The 17,319-nt window shown below is 34.4% G+C and carries 12 protein-coding genes, 2 tRNA genes and 1 riboswitch; of the genes, 2 read left to right on the top strand and 12 right to left on the bottom strand.

The window, feature by feature from the left end:
* Positions 1-49 precede the first annotated feature (49 nt).
* Positions 50-4,729, top strand: coding sequence for a hypothetical protein (locus PQ462_RS04395; RefSeq protein WP_274252491.1), 4,680 nt, complete (start codon positions 50-52; stop codon positions 4,727-4,729).
* A gap of 539 nt (positions 4,730-5,268) precedes the next feature.
* Here PQ462_RS04395 and PQ462_RS04405 read toward each other — a convergent pair.
* The 12 genes from PQ462_RS04405 to PQ462_RS04460 all read right to left on the bottom strand — a co-directional run bounded on the left by PQ462_RS04405 (position 5,269) and on the right by PQ462_RS04460 (position 16,038).
* On the bottom strand, positions 5,269-6,363 hold the full coding sequence (locus PQ462_RS04405) for a Ppx/GppA phosphatase family protein (protein WP_274252492.1): 1,095 nt from the start codon (positions 6,361-6,363) through the stop codon (positions 5,269-5,271).
* Positions 6,364-6,510: 147 nt separating this feature from the next.
* Positions 6,511-6,583: transfer RNA gene (locus PQ462_RS04410), tRNA-Met, on the bottom strand.
* Between the two features lie 127 nt (positions 6,584-6,710).
* Positions 6,711-7,235, bottom strand: coding sequence for a DUF4269 domain-containing protein (locus PQ462_RS04415; protein ID WP_274252493.1), 525 nt, complete (start codon positions 7,233-7,235; stop codon positions 6,711-6,713).
* Positions 7,236-7,280: 45 nt separating this feature from the next.
* Positions 7,281-7,574, bottom strand: coding sequence for a hypothetical protein (locus tag PQ462_RS04420; protein WP_121362138.1), 294 nt, complete (start codon positions 7,572-7,574; stop codon positions 7,281-7,283).
* A gap of 7 nt (positions 7,575-7,581) precedes the next feature.
* Positions 7,582-9,093: a glycosyltransferase family 39 protein gene (locus PQ462_RS04425; protein ID WP_274252494.1), complete on the bottom strand. Its 1,512-nt coding sequence runs from the start codon at positions 9,091-9,093 to the stop codon at positions 7,582-7,584.
* A 140-nt stretch (positions 9,094-9,233) separates the two neighbouring features.
* Positions 9,234-9,782 carry a DUF4494 domain-containing protein gene (locus tag PQ462_RS04430; protein ID WP_274252495.1) on the bottom strand — a complete coding sequence of 183 codons (549 nt, stop codon included), beginning with the start codon at positions 9,780-9,782 and terminating at the stop codon, positions 9,234-9,236.
* Positions 9,783-9,967: 185 nt separating this feature from the next.
* Entirely contained in the window at positions 9,968-11,071 is a 1,104-nt protein-coding gene (locus tag PQ462_RS04435) for a PKD-like domain-containing protein (protein ID WP_274252496.1), read from the bottom strand.
* 108 nt (positions 11,072-11,179) lie between these two features.
* Positions 11,180-11,527 (bottom strand): PL29 family lyase N-terminal domain-containing protein, encoded by a 348-nt coding sequence (locus PQ462_RS04440; protein ID WP_274252497.1) that lies wholly within the window; start codon positions 11,525-11,527, stop codon positions 11,180-11,182.
* A gap of 16 nt (positions 11,528-11,543) precedes the next feature.
* Positions 11,544-12,701, bottom strand: a complete 1,158-nt coding sequence (locus tag PQ462_RS04445) for a DUF5074 domain-containing protein (RefSeq protein WP_274252498.1) — start codon at positions 12,699-12,701, stop codon at positions 11,544-11,546.
* A 33-nt stretch (positions 12,702-12,734) separates the two neighbouring features.
* Positions 12,735-14,696 carry a TonB-dependent receptor gene (locus PQ462_RS04450; RefSeq protein WP_274252499.1) on the bottom strand — a complete coding sequence of 654 codons (1,962 nt, stop codon included), beginning with the start codon at positions 14,694-14,696 and terminating at the stop codon, positions 12,735-12,737.
* A gap of 185 nt (positions 14,697-14,881) precedes the next feature.
* A riboswitch (cobalamin riboswitch) is annotated at positions 14,882-15,119 on the bottom strand.
* A 153-nt stretch (positions 15,120-15,272) separates the two neighbouring features.
* A tRNA-Glu gene (locus tag PQ462_RS04455) sits at positions 15,273-15,344 on the bottom strand.
* Positions 15,345-15,624: 280 nt separating this feature from the next.
* Positions 15,625-16,038 (bottom strand): helix-turn-helix domain-containing protein, encoded by a 414-nt coding sequence (locus PQ462_RS04460; RefSeq protein WP_149208351.1) that lies wholly within the window; start codon positions 16,036-16,038, stop codon positions 15,625-15,627.
* A 372-nt stretch (positions 16,039-16,410) separates the two neighbouring features.
* Here PQ462_RS04460 and PQ462_RS04465 point away from each other — a divergent pair, with 372 nt between their 5' ends.
* On the top strand, positions 16,411-17,301 hold the full coding sequence (locus tag PQ462_RS04465; protein WP_274252500.1) for a hypothetical protein: 891 nt from the start codon (positions 16,411-16,413) through the stop codon (positions 17,299-17,301).
* Positions 17,302-17,319 lie beyond the last annotated feature (18 nt).

Consider the following 17,319-nt stretch of genomic DNA (forward strand, 5'->3'; position numbering starts at 1 on the left):
AAAAGAAATAGGTATGCTTTATTTTTCAAAAAAACAGAATTATTTGCTTATGAAAAAAAATTACAAAATACATTTCGCATCGTTACTTATCTTGCTTTCGGTTGTTTTTTCTTATGGACAGGACATTGCACCTCCAAAAGAATTAGGTGCAGCTTCGAGTTCTATCGAAAAGATCGAAGCATCTGACCGCTGGGTAGATAAATTTTCGAATCAGGATTTGGTAGAACTGCCAATAGGTATTCGTAATACGGTAAATAATATTCAATACTCTATTGGGATTACGAAGGCAACTTTTACTCCAGAGTACACAACTTTGACTGTTTTTTGCCGCGTTGATATTCCGCAGAAAGATAAAAACGGACAGCCTATGCAGCTCTTTTTTGGTGCAGATAATGTTAAATTATCGCATCAGGGAGGTATTATGGGCGAAGCAAAATTAGTGTTGCTGGGCAATGTCGATATTCCGTTCAGCGATAATAAATGGCAGCTTTCATTATATGGAGGTTTCGACATGGCAACCGGAAATGTAAATGATCTTACCTATGTAAAAATTGACTGTGATGGATTTAAAGAAATGAAAGTTTCAGGAGCGGTTGAGTTTTCAAGAAATTTAATTCTGCCAATAGATCCATTAACAAAAACGGTTGATGAAGCAAAAACTACAATTCCAAAAACATATTACAACGGAAAAACAGTTCAAATTCCCAATAGAGTTAGAGGAGAGTTCAGTTTTACAGCAGGAAGCTGGAATGATATTCTGGTAAATGTAAGCCTGCAGCCTTTTGTTTTGAAAGACAAACGAAACGGAAAAGACTTTGATGGTAATTTTCAGTTTTTGGTAAATAATGCAGTACTGGATTTAAGTGATTTAAAAAACGATCCTGTAGTTGTTTTTCCAGAATATTATGCAAAAAATGCACTTTTAGTACCCAGTCAGGAAGCATGGAAAGGAGTATTTGTTCAGACTTTTGATGTAGGTCTGCCAAAAGAATTTCAAACCACAGATACAGCGTCAAGCAAAGAAAGACTTCATGTAGGAGCTCAAAACCTTATTATTGATAAATATGGAGTTTCAGGAACTTTTTATGCAGATAATGTTTTTCCTTTAGACAGAGGTATCACAAGTCAGGAAAAATCCTGGGCTTATTCCTTAGACCATATCGATGTTACAATTGCGGCAAATACTTTTGTAAAAGCAAATTTAAAAGGACAGATTCTTTTACCAATTAGTAAAGCCGGCACAGAGAAAAAAGAAACCGCTGCCGCTCCGGCTGCAAATGCGTCAGGAGATGGAGCATCAAATACTGCGGCTAAACAAAAACAAACCAATAGAGCCGGTTTAGAATACAACGGTTTTATCTCTATGGAAGAACAGCAACTAGTTGTTATAACAAAAGATTCCATAGCCTTTGATATTTGGAAAGCAAAAGCCTTATTACTGCCTAACAGTTCGGTTGAATTAAAATTAGTTAACGGACGCTTTTTGCCCAAAGCAAACTTAAATGGTTCTGTTTCTTTTGGGACCAATAAAGGAGCAACAGACGATAAAGATGTAGAAGGAAAACGTACTGTAGATTTTAAAGGTATTACTTTTGAAAATCTGCAGTTACAAACCGTTTCGCCTATTATTTCGGTTCGAAATATGGGGTATAAAGGCACAGTTGCCTTTGGAAACTTTCCGGTTTCTATTGGAAATATAAATGTTGCCATTAATGGAGACAATTCCAGAATTGATTTTGATTTAGGAATTAACCTGATGGAAAGCATTGGTGCCGGTGCCACAGCCAGAATTGGGATAAAAGGTAAAATGTACGACGACGGATACAGGCAGAGAAGCCGATATGACGGTCTAGATCTTTCTGCCATTAATATTAACTGTAAGTTTAGTGGTCTAACCATTAACGGAGGTTTGATTTTAATGGAAAAAGATCCTGTATACGGAGATGGATTCAATGCAGATCTTGAAGTTGATGTTGCCGGTATTGTTAATGTAAAAGCAAAAGCTATTTTTGGACGTACCACTTTTAGATATTGGTATTTTGATGCAGCAGTTAAATGGCCGCCAACTCCTGCACCTTTTATGATTAATGGTTTTGGAGGTGGAGCTTATTACAAAATGAGCAGAAATCAAGATATTGCAATCGGCGATTTTTCACCTTCGGGATTGAGTTATACTCCAAATGAAAAAGTAAGTCTGGGAGTCAAAGCCTTAATTTATTTTCATGTAGGTTCAGAAACAATCTGTGATGGTGAAGCAGGATTTGAAATTGCATTTAACTCAAAAGGAGGAATAAACAGATTAGCCATTTTTGGAAAAGCCAATGTTATGGCTAAAATTCCGGGACTTAAAAGTGTTACCGACTTAATGGGCAAAGTAGCGTCTAACGTTACAGCAAAGAAAAGTTTCTTAGGAATTACAGAAAATGATCTTAAAGGCTCTTTTGCCAGTAAATATATTCCAGAAGCAAAAGAAGCAATTCCGGGAGATTTGTCTGCAGCGGTCGGAATAAAAATGGCAGCCGCTATCGAATTTGATTTTGAAAACAAATCGATGCATGCCACAACAGATGTCTATATTAATACACCAGGAAACTTTCTTTCGGGAATAGGACCGGGGGGACGAGCAGTTTGGGGCGTTTTTCACAAAGATCCAAAAGACTGGTACATGTACATGGGAACACCAGATGACCGATGCGGTATAAAAATAGGAGTAGCCGGAATGTATTTAAAAACAACAAGCTACTTTATGGCCGGAACAGTACTTCCGGGAAGTCCGCCGCCACCGCCTCAGGTTGCTCAGATTTTAGGTGTCGATTTAAAAGAACTGGATTATATGCGCGATGAAAACGCATTGGCAAACGGAGGAGGTTTAGCCTTTGGAGCCAGTTTAGATTTTGATACAGGAGATTTAAGTTTCTTACTTTTTTACGCACGTTTTCAGGCAGGAATGGGATTCGATATCATGCTTAAAGATTATCAGGAAGCAAGATGTTCGAATACAGGAGATCGTGTAGGTATAAACGGATGGTATGCTAACGGACAATCGTATGCTTACCTGCAGGGAGAATTAGGAATTAGAATTAAACTATCATTCTTAAAATTAAAAGTGCCAATTATTTCAGGAGGAGCCGCTGTTTTATTACAGGCAAAACTGCCAAATCCGGTTTGGATGCGAGGATACATGGCCGGAAATATGAATATATTGGGAGGACTGATAAAAGGGAAATTCCGTTTTAAATTTGAATTAGGAGAAGAATGCCAATTTGAAAATGCATTACCATTAGGAGGAATTAAACTAATAACCGATGTAACGCCAAAACAAAGCTCGACAGACGTAGATGTTTTTGCCGTACCGCAGGCAGCATTTTCAATGAAAGTAAATGAAGCTTTTGTAATTCCAGAAGACTCAGGCGATGTAACTTATAAAGTAATTTTAGAGAAATTTAAAGTATTTGACGGTGCAAAAGAAATTCCGGGTGTTTTTGAATGGAGTTCTATGAAAGACAGAGTTAACTTTGTTTCAACAGATATTCTGCCTCCGCATAAAGAATTAAAAGTTCAGGTTGAGGTAAGCTTTCAAAAAATGGTAAACGGTACTTTCCAGCCAGTAAAAGTAGATGGAAAAATAGCTACCGAATATGAAGAAAGGTTGTTTACCACAGGAGGTGCGCCAAACCATATTCCGCTTACAAATATTAAATATTCGTATCCAATTGTAGATCAAAAATATTTCCTTGAAGAAGAATATCCAAAAGGTTACATTCAGCTGAAACGAGGTCAGGATTATTTGTTTGAAGATGCAAATTGGGAAACCAGTATAAAAATGGATCAGGACGGAACTTCTAATTCAAAACCTGTTGCCTTTAATTATGATACAAGTTCAAACGAAGTGTATTACAACCTGCCAAACATCGATCAGGACAAGAAATACAATTTTTCAATTGTTAGTAATTTGAAGCAAAATACGGCGAAAAGCACAACATCAAATACAAAAACAAATACAATCAGCGATGAAGGAAATGATATTCAGATAAAAGAAAATCAAGCCGATGCGTTGTCTAAAGCCGAAGGAAGTATTGACCGTTTGAACTATTCGTTTAATACAAGTAAATACAAAACCTTTGCTTCTAAAATGAATGCAATAAATACACAAAACTATAATTTTGGAATTCTGTATTCAGATGTTATTTATTTAACCAATACCATTTCGAGTCAGGAAGCATTTGATTTAGTTGAGTTGAGCGGCGTAACGTACAGCGATGGTAAAGCACTTGTAACGGCAGAATCGAAACTAAACGATCAATATTATGCAACAGATATTTATCCTTATTTATACAAAGATTATCCTTTAAACGGTAGTTTTGCGATAAGTAACAGAGATACAAGTGAGTTAGGCGTTATTCCTGCAAAAGCAATTCCGCTTAATGCGTATTATATGACAAGTATAGAAAATGACGTTAACCAGTCGTGGACAAAAGGAAATTTCCCGTTTAAGTATAATATGCCGCTGCTTTACAAACAAGACTGGGTTGATTTAAGCAATCAAATTGTAAACTCTTATGTAAATGGCGAAGCAGGTGCTGTGGCAATTGCCCAGCGTTTTATAAACAACAATTTCCAGTTTATGCGATACGGAAATTACGAAATAGTAATGAAGTATAATTTACCGGGAAATAAACAGGCAAATGAGTTTGTTTACAAATACAAAAACAATAATAATTTTAGATAGGTTAAAATTATTCAATGAAAAAGAAAATGCCACTTAATTTTTAAGCGGCATTTTTTTTTTACACTTTTTTATTTTCTTGATTATCATATAAGATAACCGAATTGAATTAGAATATCATCAAATTTGTTTTTTATAAAAATGTAATTTTAATCTGATGAAAAATGAATGAAATTTAAAATTTAGAAGATATTAAAAAATTCACATCAGAGTTTCTAAATACTTTAAAACCAGCAAAAGATGAAAAAGATTGTTATACCGCAGAGGTTAAGGTATTAGATTATTATGAGTTAGGCTGTGTTATAACAAATATGCTGAAACTTTGTATTTGGCACTAGAACATGAGGAACATAAAATTTCGGAAACAAGAAAAGACCAATCTATTAATGTTGCGCTAATGCTCGAAGTAGTGCTGCAGCTTTTTCCTTTAGACGAATTTGAGTTTCTAAGCGAAATAAAACAACTCGTTTAATATAAAACCAAAATAAAAAAGGCCTCAGATTTTCTGAAGCCTTTTAAAAAATTGTAAAAACAGAAATGTTTTAAAAATTAGTGTTTACTTTTTTAGAACGTTCTGCTATAAATGAGATAAGCCATGTTACTTGTCCTTCTTTTACAAAGTATATTTTCTTTGTATCTAAGTTTGGCATAGCTTCCAGACAAGAAACAAGAATATTGTTTGCAGAGATTAAGTATTTCTGTTCGTAAGTGCTTAAAACTCTTGCTGCTTCTGAATTGGTTTTTGCAAGAGCAGTAAACTTACCAAAATTATTTTTTAGAATTGCATCATAATCAATAACGTCTTGCAGAGTTAAAGCAATATAATGTTCTTTTACGTTTTCATTGTAGTACAAAGTAGAAAATGCCCAAACAGCACCACCTGATAAATACATTTTATCTTTTTTGAATAAAAGAGGATTTTTGTCAAATAAGTCTTTTACTTTTTTACGAAGAACGGAGTTAAAGTCAAAAGATTTTTCCTGATAAGCAGACATGTCATTTGCCTGAGATGGATTTACAACTGTTTTTTGTACAGCATCTGTAAGAGTCATTGTTCCAAAATCCAGTTCAAGAGGAATAAACTCTAATTTGTTGTCTTTAAGTTCGTCAATATAACCGCCTTTTGTAGTTTGAGCACCAATATCAAGAAGGAAAGCATTAGCGTAATCAACCGGAGGAATAGCACCTTTTACAAGTGTTTTTGCTTCTTCGTTAACATCTAGAACTTCAAGTTGTTTATTTGTAAGAGAAGCGATTTTGTTTTTTAAAACATCAATATTACGAGCAGATTGAAAAACCGGAGCTGCAACGATAAAAATGTTTTCTTCAAGAATTTTATATTCAGATCTTATTTTTTTTAATTGATCACTGACAATAACGCTTGCTCTGTTTATATCTTCCTGAGGAAGTGCGTTTGATGCAGCAATATGATCAGCAAAAGGAATTCTTTCTGTCCAGAAAGAAAGGATTTTATAGTCAGCTTTTTTGATATTGTTTACATCAATAACTGAAACTTTTATAGCTCTTCTTCCAATTTCAATTCCAGCATAAATACTTTTTTGAGAAAATACATTGATGGAAAAAAATAAATTTAAAAGAATAAAAAATAGAATTTGGGGGTTGTGTCTTTTAAGCATTGTTATTACGATTATATTATAATTTTAAATAAATTATTGTTTTTTATCTTAAGAACGCAAATAAAACCAATCAAATATTTATCAATTTTGAGATGTTTTTGGTTTTATACAAAAAAAGCTTCAGATTTCTCTGAAGCTTAGTCTTAGTAGCGGGAACAGGACTCGAACCTGTGACCTTCGGGTTATGAGCCCGACGAGCTGCCTACTGCTCTATCCCGCGATGTTTCGGGTGCAAAGATACACACTAAATACTGTTATGCAAAGAAATTAGTGAAATATTTTTATTTAAGTTTGTTTTTGTTCTAATGATTTGGTTTGTAGTTGGTTACTTTTTGTTGTTTCTGAAATTAGATTTGATAATCAAGTAATTCCTTGTACGGGTTGTTTTTTAAACCCAATAATTTACCAAAAGCAGGCTCGGTTTTGTAACCGTTTTGTTTAAGTTTTATAATTTCTAGACGGAAGTTTTCATCTTTCGATTGCAGGATTTTATGCTCAATAATCATGTGTTTGTAACCATTTTGATTTTGAGTTGGAACGTTCTGCCCAAAAATTTCGATTTCAAACTCCTCTATTTTAAAGTTTGCAATTACAGATTCGTGTTCGTCGATATTGGCTTCCCAAATTTTAAAATCGGTTTTGTTTTCAAATGCAGAAGTGATTTTAGTAATAAACTCAGTTTTGTTTTGCCAATAACAAATAATATCAAGATCGCTGTTTTCAATATCAATATTTATCGGAATTGTGCCAGCCAGAATTGGATCAAATTCAGACAGGGTTTCTAAAACCTTATTTTCAGTCAGGCTTTTATAAGCCTCAATTTGTCTGGAATTTCCGTTTTTTAAATATTCTATATTGGTAAAATCGATCATTAATAGGTATAATTTTATTTGATATTTTTAGGGCTGATAAATATTTCAATCTCCAAAAGCAATAATCCCACTATTGGCGTTTTCAATGATTTCAATTATCTTAAATAATTGTTTTACATCAGTATCGTTTTGTAGTTTATGGTCTATATTATTTTGGCAAATTTGCTTTATTTGTTCACTGTACCATCTAAAGTCTGAGTTATACTCATAATGATTTTCAATAATCCCCTTAGTTTTTAAATTTTTAAATGTTTTACTGTCAAGTTGCCCAATAAATTCAAGTTCTGTTGGAGAATCGGGAGTAATTTGGTCGTCTTTTATGAGATAAAAATCTAACATTATTTAATTATTCTTTGATGTAATTTTTTTCTTCGTCAATTTCCTGCTGAAGTCTTTTATTAATGTTGACTTTGGCATTGGTAAAAACAAAAATGGTTGTTCCGTATTCTCTGGCGAATTTATTTGTGATTTCGCCCGCTATAAAAGCCGACTGAAAAAACGGACTTGTTTCTTTAAATTCATTGCTGTTTTCTTCAAAGGTTTTAACCCGAATTAAGTTTTTGTAATACAAATTCAAATTGAACCAGTTTACATAATCGGCATTAAAAGAAACGGCTTTAATTCCTTTTTTGGTATAAAAATTAATGGCTCCGGCTTGTCCGTAATTGTCACAAAGCACCAAAGTGTTTTCTGATTTTGGAAACAGCGCATAAACCGAATCTGTTTTTCGGGCCAGTTCTTTCCAGCCCAGCATATCGGCAAAATCCTGAGATAAGTTGTGTTCTTTTCCGTCTTCCCAGCGATGTGTCTGCTTTTCGGAGGCTAATTTTTCGGGACTTCTGTTTGGGAAAGCCAAGTAATACATCGGAACAAAAAATAATAACGGAAGCGCAATAAAAACAGGTTTTAAATAGCGTTTCCATCCCGTGTTTAAAATATCTGCAAGAAAAACAGAACCCAAAGCAATGTATATAGGATACAAGCCAATGGCATAATAAGCTTTGGCTTTAAAATATAAAAACACAAGTATTGTAAAAATTATCGAAGCAAAAAGAAACTTAAATTTTTCAAAAGGTTTGTAAAATAACAAAGCATAAAATGAAGCAAGGATTACAAAAAATGATCCTATGAAAAACAAAAGCTGTTCTTTTAAAAAATCGGCACGATTGACATTTACCAATTGTGTTTCAGACAATTCTTTCATGTGATGCACGATGGGGAAATGATTGTTATACTGCCATAATAAATTGGGTAAAATCAGAATCAATCCTAAAAATAAAGCAAAGTATAGTTTTTTTTCAGCCAGTATTTTTCTTTGTTTAGAAAGAATAAGTGCCGGTAAAAGTCCGATAAGGAGAAAGAGAATGTTGTATTTATTTAGAAATCCAAAAGCAAAAACAACGGCTCCAATATAAAGCCATTTTGGTTTTTCGGAAACAATATATTGTATCAGGATATAATAAAATGCCGTCCAGCACAAAACATCAAATGAGTTGGGCTGATAGAGCATGTTGATCCTCAAAAGTGATGAAAATACGATGCACATTGCGCCTAAAACCAAAGCGTAAAGATTTCCTTTTAAAAGCTCAATAGTTTTCCAGACAATTATAAGTGTCAAAACGCCAAAAAGGGCAGGGAAGAACTTAACCCAGAAAACAGAATTTCCAAGCAGTAAAATAAGATACGAAAACCATGAAGTAACAGGCGGAACAGATAAATAGCCCCAAGCCAGATGATGCGCCTGATCGAGATGTAAATATTCATCGCGCTGTAAATCATATTCGGGACTTATTAAAACGTATTGAAGAACAAATTTTAGAATAATAAACCCAATTAAGATTAGTGTTTTTTTGTTCATGGAGCTTTTTGGTTTAGTAAATGGTTTTGTATAACGAATATAGGGTTTATTTTGATTTGAAAATGCTTACAGGTTATCGTTAGAAAATAAAAAAGCTCCAGATTTCTCTGAAGCTTATTTTTTTGGATTTTTAAGAAAATTTATTCTTCTTCTGCGGTTTCAAATTCCATGTGGTCTACCATTTCTGCATCTGGTTTTGCAGGTTTAGAAGCTTTTAGCGCATTGAATCTTTCGAGCATTTCAGTTTCTTCCTCTTCACCGCTGAAATACGGGAAAACGTCCATAATTGGCGATTCTGAAATGGCAGGAATAGAATATTCTCCCATTGTGTTTTTCATTACATGAATCGTGTTGTCGTAAGCTTCTCTAACATCATTTGCCTGAACCAGCATGTACATGTTTGATTTTCTTTCTTTACCGCTTTCTTCATCATAAGCAATTAAAGAAACTTTTGATTTAAACCAGCGATCGGCATTTTCAAACGGATGTATTTCGGCATAATTAGCCACTTTTATATTTGTGATTTTAAATTCTTCACTAATATAAGCTGCCATTTCTTCATTAATTCTTTTTTCGGCTTCAGTATAAGATACAGCATCTACCAAATAAGGTTCTGTTAAAACTTTTTGGCCTCCAGTTTCATCTGTTTTTCTATATTTTACTTTGCATTCGTACCAAATTGCGCTCATCTTTTCTATTTTTTAAGGATGCCAAAGATAGATTTTACAGCAAAATAAATCTCGAAAATCACCAAATAGATATTCACAATTTGTGCATGTTTCTGGTAAAGTGCTGACTTTTTTTGGGTTAGGGAATAATTAAAAAAAGCCTCAGAAAAACTGAGGCTTTAATTTCCAAAAACATGATTTCTAAATTATGGTAGATTTAGATCTTTAAATCCTGAAACTTCGGTTGAGACTTCTCCTAACCATCCGCCTTCAGCGCGATTTGAATTGTAAACTTTGATAAAGTCAATTCCTTTTAGTTTTACCGATTCGCCTTTTGCATTTACTGCCCAGCTGATATCGATATATCCTCTTGCATCTGTATTAGCCCAGTTGTCTGTATAACCCCATTCGTAAGCAGGATTTGCCCAGTTTGTTCCTGTTCCTGATTTGTCGTAAATATTAGATTTTAGGAAAGTTCCTTTTAAAGTAACCGTATTTCCTTTCCATAAAGGATAGAAAGATTGTCTGTGAAATTGGTTTTTTGCAAGATATCCGGTTTGTCCCTGATTATCTGTCCAGCGAATGTAGTTTGGTTCGTTTGCATTTGCAGGTTCAGTTTCTGGTTTGTAGTAGGTAATCTCGTAGTTTTTAATTGTAGTTGGTTTGTTGTGTTCAGAACCTGCAATTTCAAACCACTCATCGTCAGCTATTCCATTTCCGTTTGCGTCATAAGAAACCATTACAATTCCTGGCTCAGACCAATCTGTAAAAGCATTTCCAAGAACTACAAAATCGGCTCCGTCTTTATTAACGATAGTATGGTCAAAACCAAATTGTACGTAACCTCCAAATCCTCCTAAACTTACCATGCTTCCGGTAGTTAAGGCCGTTTCTGCTTTTGCACGCATTGTTTCATCTGTATCTGCAGCTGTTGCGGCAGGCAGTGTATTGATAAATTGCCCTGGAGCCGGGAAGAAATCAAAAACACGTGTAATTCTGTTTAAATATGTTTTTTCGGCAACAGTTAAAGTGAAATTTTTTGAACTTTCGCCCACACCGTTTTTAGCTCTAAACTCAACATTATAAGTTCCTGCATTAGCAAAAACATAAAACAAATCAATAGTTGAGGAAACTTCCTGATCGTTTACAAGCCATTTGTAAGTAGCACCAGAAGCATTTGCTGTTTTGGCTTCAACTTTAAACCACTGCATTTTATCAACAGTAAAACCTCCGGCTGGGTTTGGTAAAGTAATTTCTGGAGCGCTTGCATTAATGCTGATGGTACGTCCGTCTGCAAAAGTAAAAGTCATGATTCCGTTTGCTAATGAAACCGAAATAATTTCAGCAGCATCTTTTCCTTTTTGGCCAGATGCAGAAACTCCTGTATCAGTTCCGTCGATAATCCAGTTTCCGTTAGATCAAATAGTAATTTTTACTGCTTCGCCTTTATCTCCGTTTTGTCCTTTAGCAGATGTTCCGGTATCAACACCGTCGATCCACCAGTTTCCGTTTTCTCCAATTTTAATGAAAGATGAAGTGTTGCGAACCGTTAGTTTTGATCCGTCACTCATTGTAATAACATAGCTTCCGTCTTTAGTTTCATAACTTACAACGTACAATCTTTTATTAAGAACATCAAGCAGGTTTTCATATTGTGCCATTCTGTTTTTCAAGTCATTGACGTCGTTTTTAAGATCGTTAATATCGTCTTTGTAACATCCTGATAAAAGCAGGATAACCGACAATGCTAGTAGAATTTTCTTCATTTTTAAAAATTTAAGGTTATGGATTAATTATTGTTTTTTTGGTTTTAAAAGCAAAATGAGCCGGAATGTCGCCTGTGGTAACAGTAAACTTTGTATTTCCGTTTTTGTCAATGCAGTACAATTTTCCGGGCGAAACATAATCTCCTGCATCAGTTACGTAAACGTTTAAAGAAACCGGATCTACCGCAATTCCGTAAGGCATTACAATTTCGTCGCTTACCGCTTTTGGCAGATAACTTTCAGAAAGAAGGGTTTCGGTTTTTACATTAATCATAGAATAATTAATGGCCCAGTCGCCGGTTGCATAACTGAATTCAGAACCTATAATGTAGGCCTTCTCCCCGGCAATTGTGATATTGGAACAGGCAATATCAAAGGTTTTTTTGATGTTGTCTGTTTTAGTGTCGATTACAAATAATTTAGGGCGAATGTTAAAATAATCACCGCGTGAGCTTACATATAAATCTCCGTCTTCATCGGCTTCAATTCTGTGAAGATTTATGGCAACTTCAATATCTTTTATTTTGGTAAAAGTGCTTAAATCAATTACAGAAACGGTTTTTTCATAATCAGGCGGACTATATCCTCCTGAATTGGCAACATAAAGTTTGTTGCCTACAATTGCCATTTCTTCAGGCTGACGGCCTACTTTTACAGTTCTTGTAATAGCAAGAGAAGTGGTGTCGATTTCGGCGACGAAACCATTTGGAGAATTCTCACCCAATTGTACTTCACCGTCGTAAGCGCTTAAAAAAGCTTTTCCGTTGGCAAAAGTTATGTAACGGCAGTTTTTTGCATCAATTACTTTAAGACGTTTTGCGGTAACAACATCCATAACTTCAACCTTGTTTGAGTTGTTAATTACCGTATAAAGCTTAGAGCCATAAATACCAATGTCGTTCCCCACATCTCCTAATCCCAAAGTTGCATCAGGATTTGCCTGTCCGTACACGTTGCGTTTGTAAGTTCCTGTTTCGTAGTCGTAATAATCTAACGAAGCTTTGTTCATGTTCATGTTTCCTTCGTTAAGAAGGTAAAAACCTTGTACTGTTGTAACCGTTTCCGGAGGTAAAACCACCACTTCTTCAGGAATAATGGGATCTTCTTCCTGACATCCCTGAAAGGCAATCGCTGCGAATACGAGTAAAAGCCAAAATTTGAAATTTGTTTTCATTATTGAGATTTTAATTGTTGATGCTGTTTTGGTTTAAAGATTTATAGACATACTTAATCGGTAATTTCTTCCCGGCATAGGAAAATTGAGTACGACATCATAATATTGATTAAATAAATTGTTAACCTCACCGCTTATTTTTACAGGAAGTTTTTCAATTTTTCCGTTCCAGATAAGCGCCATGTCGCTCGTGTACCAAGGTTTTACATAATTTACAGGAATGTTGGCTTTCTGGCTGTATCTTTCGCCTGTATAAATAAAACTGTAGTTTAAATTCCAGTTTTTCCAGTTAATAGAAGAAGTTAAAGTACCGCTGTTTCTAGGTGTGTAAGGAATTTGATCGCCGTAAGTAGTGCCTTTTGGCGTAATATCGATTGCCTGCTGATAGGTATAACTAAGGCCTAAGTCTAAAAATATTTGTTCAGGAAGTTTAAAAACCAAATTGGTATTGATTTCTAAACCGCGAATATCAACTTCTCCCAAATTCATCATCGTCCATCTAAAAAGATTAGAAGACGGCATTGCCACAATTTTGTCTTTTACGCGGTTGTAATAAACATCTGCCTGAAATGAAACCGATTGTAAAAACTTTTTTGGTTCGATAAGATAAGTGGTTCCAAAATCATATTGAGTTGTAAATTCCGGGCGCAAAAAGCTGTTTCCGATAAAAGTGTAATACAAATCATTAAAAGTCGGCATTCGGAAAGATTCTTTGTAAAATGCCCTGATTCTAAAATTCTTTACGTCAAATGGCTGAAAAGAAGCTGATACAACCGGACAAAAAACATGCTGACTGTCTCCCTGCTGGTAATATTTGACTTGTTCATCGATATAAGCGCCCAGTAAATTTGCCTGAATATCCAGACGCTCCCAATGCATTTCGCTCGAAAGTGCTCCTAAATAAGAATATCGGGTAGGATAGGGGAAATGGTATAAATTAGCGTCGAGTGTATTTATAGAAAGATCGGCAGCGAAAGACATTTTCCACCAGTCTTTTATATTGTAGAGATTAACAATCGAAGCGTAAAATTCGTTTTGGTAATATTTATTGTCTAATGCCCCTTCAAGAGTTTTATAATCCGGGTCGATGTAACGGCTGTAATCACGGCTGAATTTTACATTTGCCAGCATTTCGTGTTTTTCAAAAAAAGAATTTTGCACCGAAGCATGAATAAAGAAATTCCGATCCCATTGACGTTGTACATATTCGTACCGGTTGGCTAAAATAGCACCAGGAAGACCTCTTTCAGAATCGTAATAATAAGCTTTAAGATTGGCTTGTCCGTTTGTTCCAAACTTTGTGTTTAGGTTTAATTCAGCGCGAAGAGCAGTTATATCTCCGTTTTGGCGAACAGCTGTCGTGTCGTAACCGTCTTTTTTCTGATACCTGTATTTGTATTTTCCATCGGCTTTCATCCACTCAATATTTGATGAAAGAGCTATTTTAGAAGTTATTTTTTGCTGATAAAGAACAGAAGGATTCACCAGTCCGAAAGATCCGGTTTTAAAAGAAGCCCTGACATTTGCATTTTTACCCGATTCAAAAACGGGAACTTTCGATTTTAGAAATAAAGTATTAGAAGAGAAAAATCCGCGTGCCGGCTGAAAAATAGTAGACTTTTGACCATTATAAAGTTCTATGGCTTCAATATTATCAAGCGAATATTTTCCTAAATCTACCTGTCCGTTTTGAGCATTTCCAACCGTCATTCCATCGTAAAAAACCGCTGTATGGGCGCTTCCTAAACTGCGGACGTTAATGGTTTTTAAACCGCCAATTCCGCCGTAATCTTTTAGCTGTACGCCTGAAAAATAACGAACCGCATCGGCAACAGAAAGACTGTTAAGGTTTTCGAGCTGTTTGCCGGATAAAATCTGGACAGGCATAGGCGACTCTATCCTGAACTCGCGTTTGCTTGCGGTTAGAATAACTTCGTTTAACGGAAGCGGTTTTAAAGAATCAACTTCTTTAGCTTTGGGATGGTTTTGTGCCAAAATTGGATTTGAGAACAAAATCCAAAGCAAAAAACAAAATCCACAATGTATTAGGCTTAACGGCCTTTGCTTACATACGTGCATAAAAAAATGGTCTATTTGTAACAAATAGTTTTAAACGGAAAAAATCGAAATCAAATGTTAGTTTGATATTGCGCTTGTTCAAAGCTTTGGTCCACGAAAGCCTGAATTTATTTGCAGTGGCAGGTCTCCTGACTTATTCCCATTTTGAACCGCCTTCCCACATTTGATGAAAAATGCAGTGGCAAAAGATTAGATTTTAAAAGCCTCAAAAAGCTTTTTTGTCTGTCAAAATGTTGCATGGAACTTACAGTAACGGGCTTGTTCAGGATTTGCACCTGATTCCCTCTTCGTTAGCTGCCCTCGAAAAGTTGCAGCTAAACCAATGCGGGTGCAAAGGTAAATAAACTAAGCTGGGTTATGGTGCTGTTTTTGAAAAAAATGTTCTGTGCTTTTTTTCAGAGACTTATTGATTGAAAATTCAGTTTTGAGAACTGGTATTTTGAGCAGACTATTTTAAACAAAAAAAGCTCCAGATTTCTCTGAAGCTTTTTGTAGTCCGTGGGGGAATCGAACCCCCCTTACCAGGATGAAAACCTGGCGTCCTAACCGATAGACGAACGGACCTGCTTTGTTATTGCGGGTGCAAAAGTGCAACTATTTTTGAGATGTACAAAGGATTTTGATAAAAATTTTTTAAATAATTTTATTAAAAGATCATTTTTGATGATCGTTTTTCTTTAATAAGTAAGATTAATAAATTTGTATTTATTTGATATATAATTTGTTGTTTAGTTTTAGAAGAGCCAATGAAGAAAATTTTATTGAGAAAAAATAATTTAAAAAAAAGTGAAAAAATATTCTTTTGAGGGAATATTCTTGTATGTTTTCTTCTGTATTTTAAAAATCATTTATTCGTTAATAGCTTTTCAAGTCTTGCCATCATTTCATCTTTCTCTTTTAGCATGCGTTCGTACAAAGCAATTTTTTCTTCGTGCAGTTTTTTTAATTCATCCAATGGGTTGATATTGAATACAGGTTTAGCATTTCCGATATAAGCATCTTTTTCAATATTAAACGTATTGGAAATAATATTTACGGCTTGTTCTTCATCAAAGTTTTGAAAAGCTTCAACAGGAATTTTCAATATTGAAGAGATTTGTTTAAGCAGATTATCCTCAATTACTTCTTTCTGTTCCAGCAAAGAAATCTTTTTTTGGCTCCAGTCTTCGCCCAAATCATAAGCCAAAGCTTCCTGTTTTATGTTGAGCATTTCTCTAAAACGTTTTACGTTTCTTCCCTGATGAATTTTCTGTTCCATAAATGAATTTTGATTTCTAGGCTCAAAGATAAAGCCATTTCTATTAAAAAAACCTGAATTTCAAAGATAAAAAAATATCCCGAGAATATGTTTTTTGTCAGATATGATATCTAAAATATAGAATAGTATATTCCTTGTAAAAAAACTAAATTTTCAAGCTGGCACGATCTTGTTGATCGTGTCTTTTTTATTGTATTGATTTAGATTGTATTAAGAGCAAATAACTAGCCCAGATTAATAAATACATCTATTTTTTGTGTTAAAATTTAAAAATTGAAAGAAAATATTTATATATATTGTTTTTAATTAAGTAAAAAGATTACATTTATCCTTTGATTAAATTGTAGATTATAATCTACAATTGCTTTGCAATTGAAATTAATAACTGCTGTTAATGATATGGAAAAAGACGAAGACAAAGAAAAAAAGAAACAACAGGTTTTATTTGTAAGCCAGGATTATATACTGCCGTTTCGGCCTCTTGAACTCAATCACGAGTATTCAGTTTTGTACACAATAGAAAAGGGAGATAAAAAACAAACTCTTGAGCAAAATTTTAGTTTAAGGAGATTAAAACCTGACAGCAGTCAAAATGAATATCATTTTATTCAAATTGATAAAATATCAGAATTATTGGTTGATGGAAAGTCCGTAGATTCAAGAGCTTACAAAGTGGCAGAAAAAACTGCCGAACTGCTGTATCCCTTAAGAATCGTGGTAAACAAATACGGAAAATGGGTAGACATAAATAGTTACTATAAACTAAAAGAACGCTGGGAAAATCAAAAAGAAGCCATTAAAGAACTATTTGATGGAAAAACCTTTGAGATGTTAGCCCAAAATATCGAAAATGCTATCGAAGATGACAAATCTCTGGTAGAATTAATTTCCGGGAATTGGTTTTTAAGAGCCTATTTTAACGGAATACACAGAGCCTATACCCGAAGGTTTGAAAGAGAAAGAACTTTGTATTTTCCTGCTGCTGCAGAAGTTGAGGATATTGAATTTTCGATTGTTCAAAAAGTAAATCCTTATTTAAATGACTTAAATCTGATAGAAGTAACACAAAGCGGAAAATCAGAAGATGAAAATACAGAAGAACATTATCACGCCCAATATTATTTGAATCCTAATAATTATCTAATTGAATCTCTCCATTTAGAATGTGATTTAATTGATATGTGGCGAAAAATTAAAGTAGAAGTTAAAAATCTGGATCAGAGTAAAATCAGTATAGACAATGCAATATCTCTTTTAGTATAAAAATAAAACCTAACACAT

Origin of the sequence: Flavobacterium sp. KACC 22758 (genome assembly GCF_028736135.1) — a bacterium.
GTDB lineage: Bacteria > Bacteroidota > Bacteroidia > Flavobacteriales > Flavobacteriaceae > Flavobacterium > Flavobacterium johnsoniae.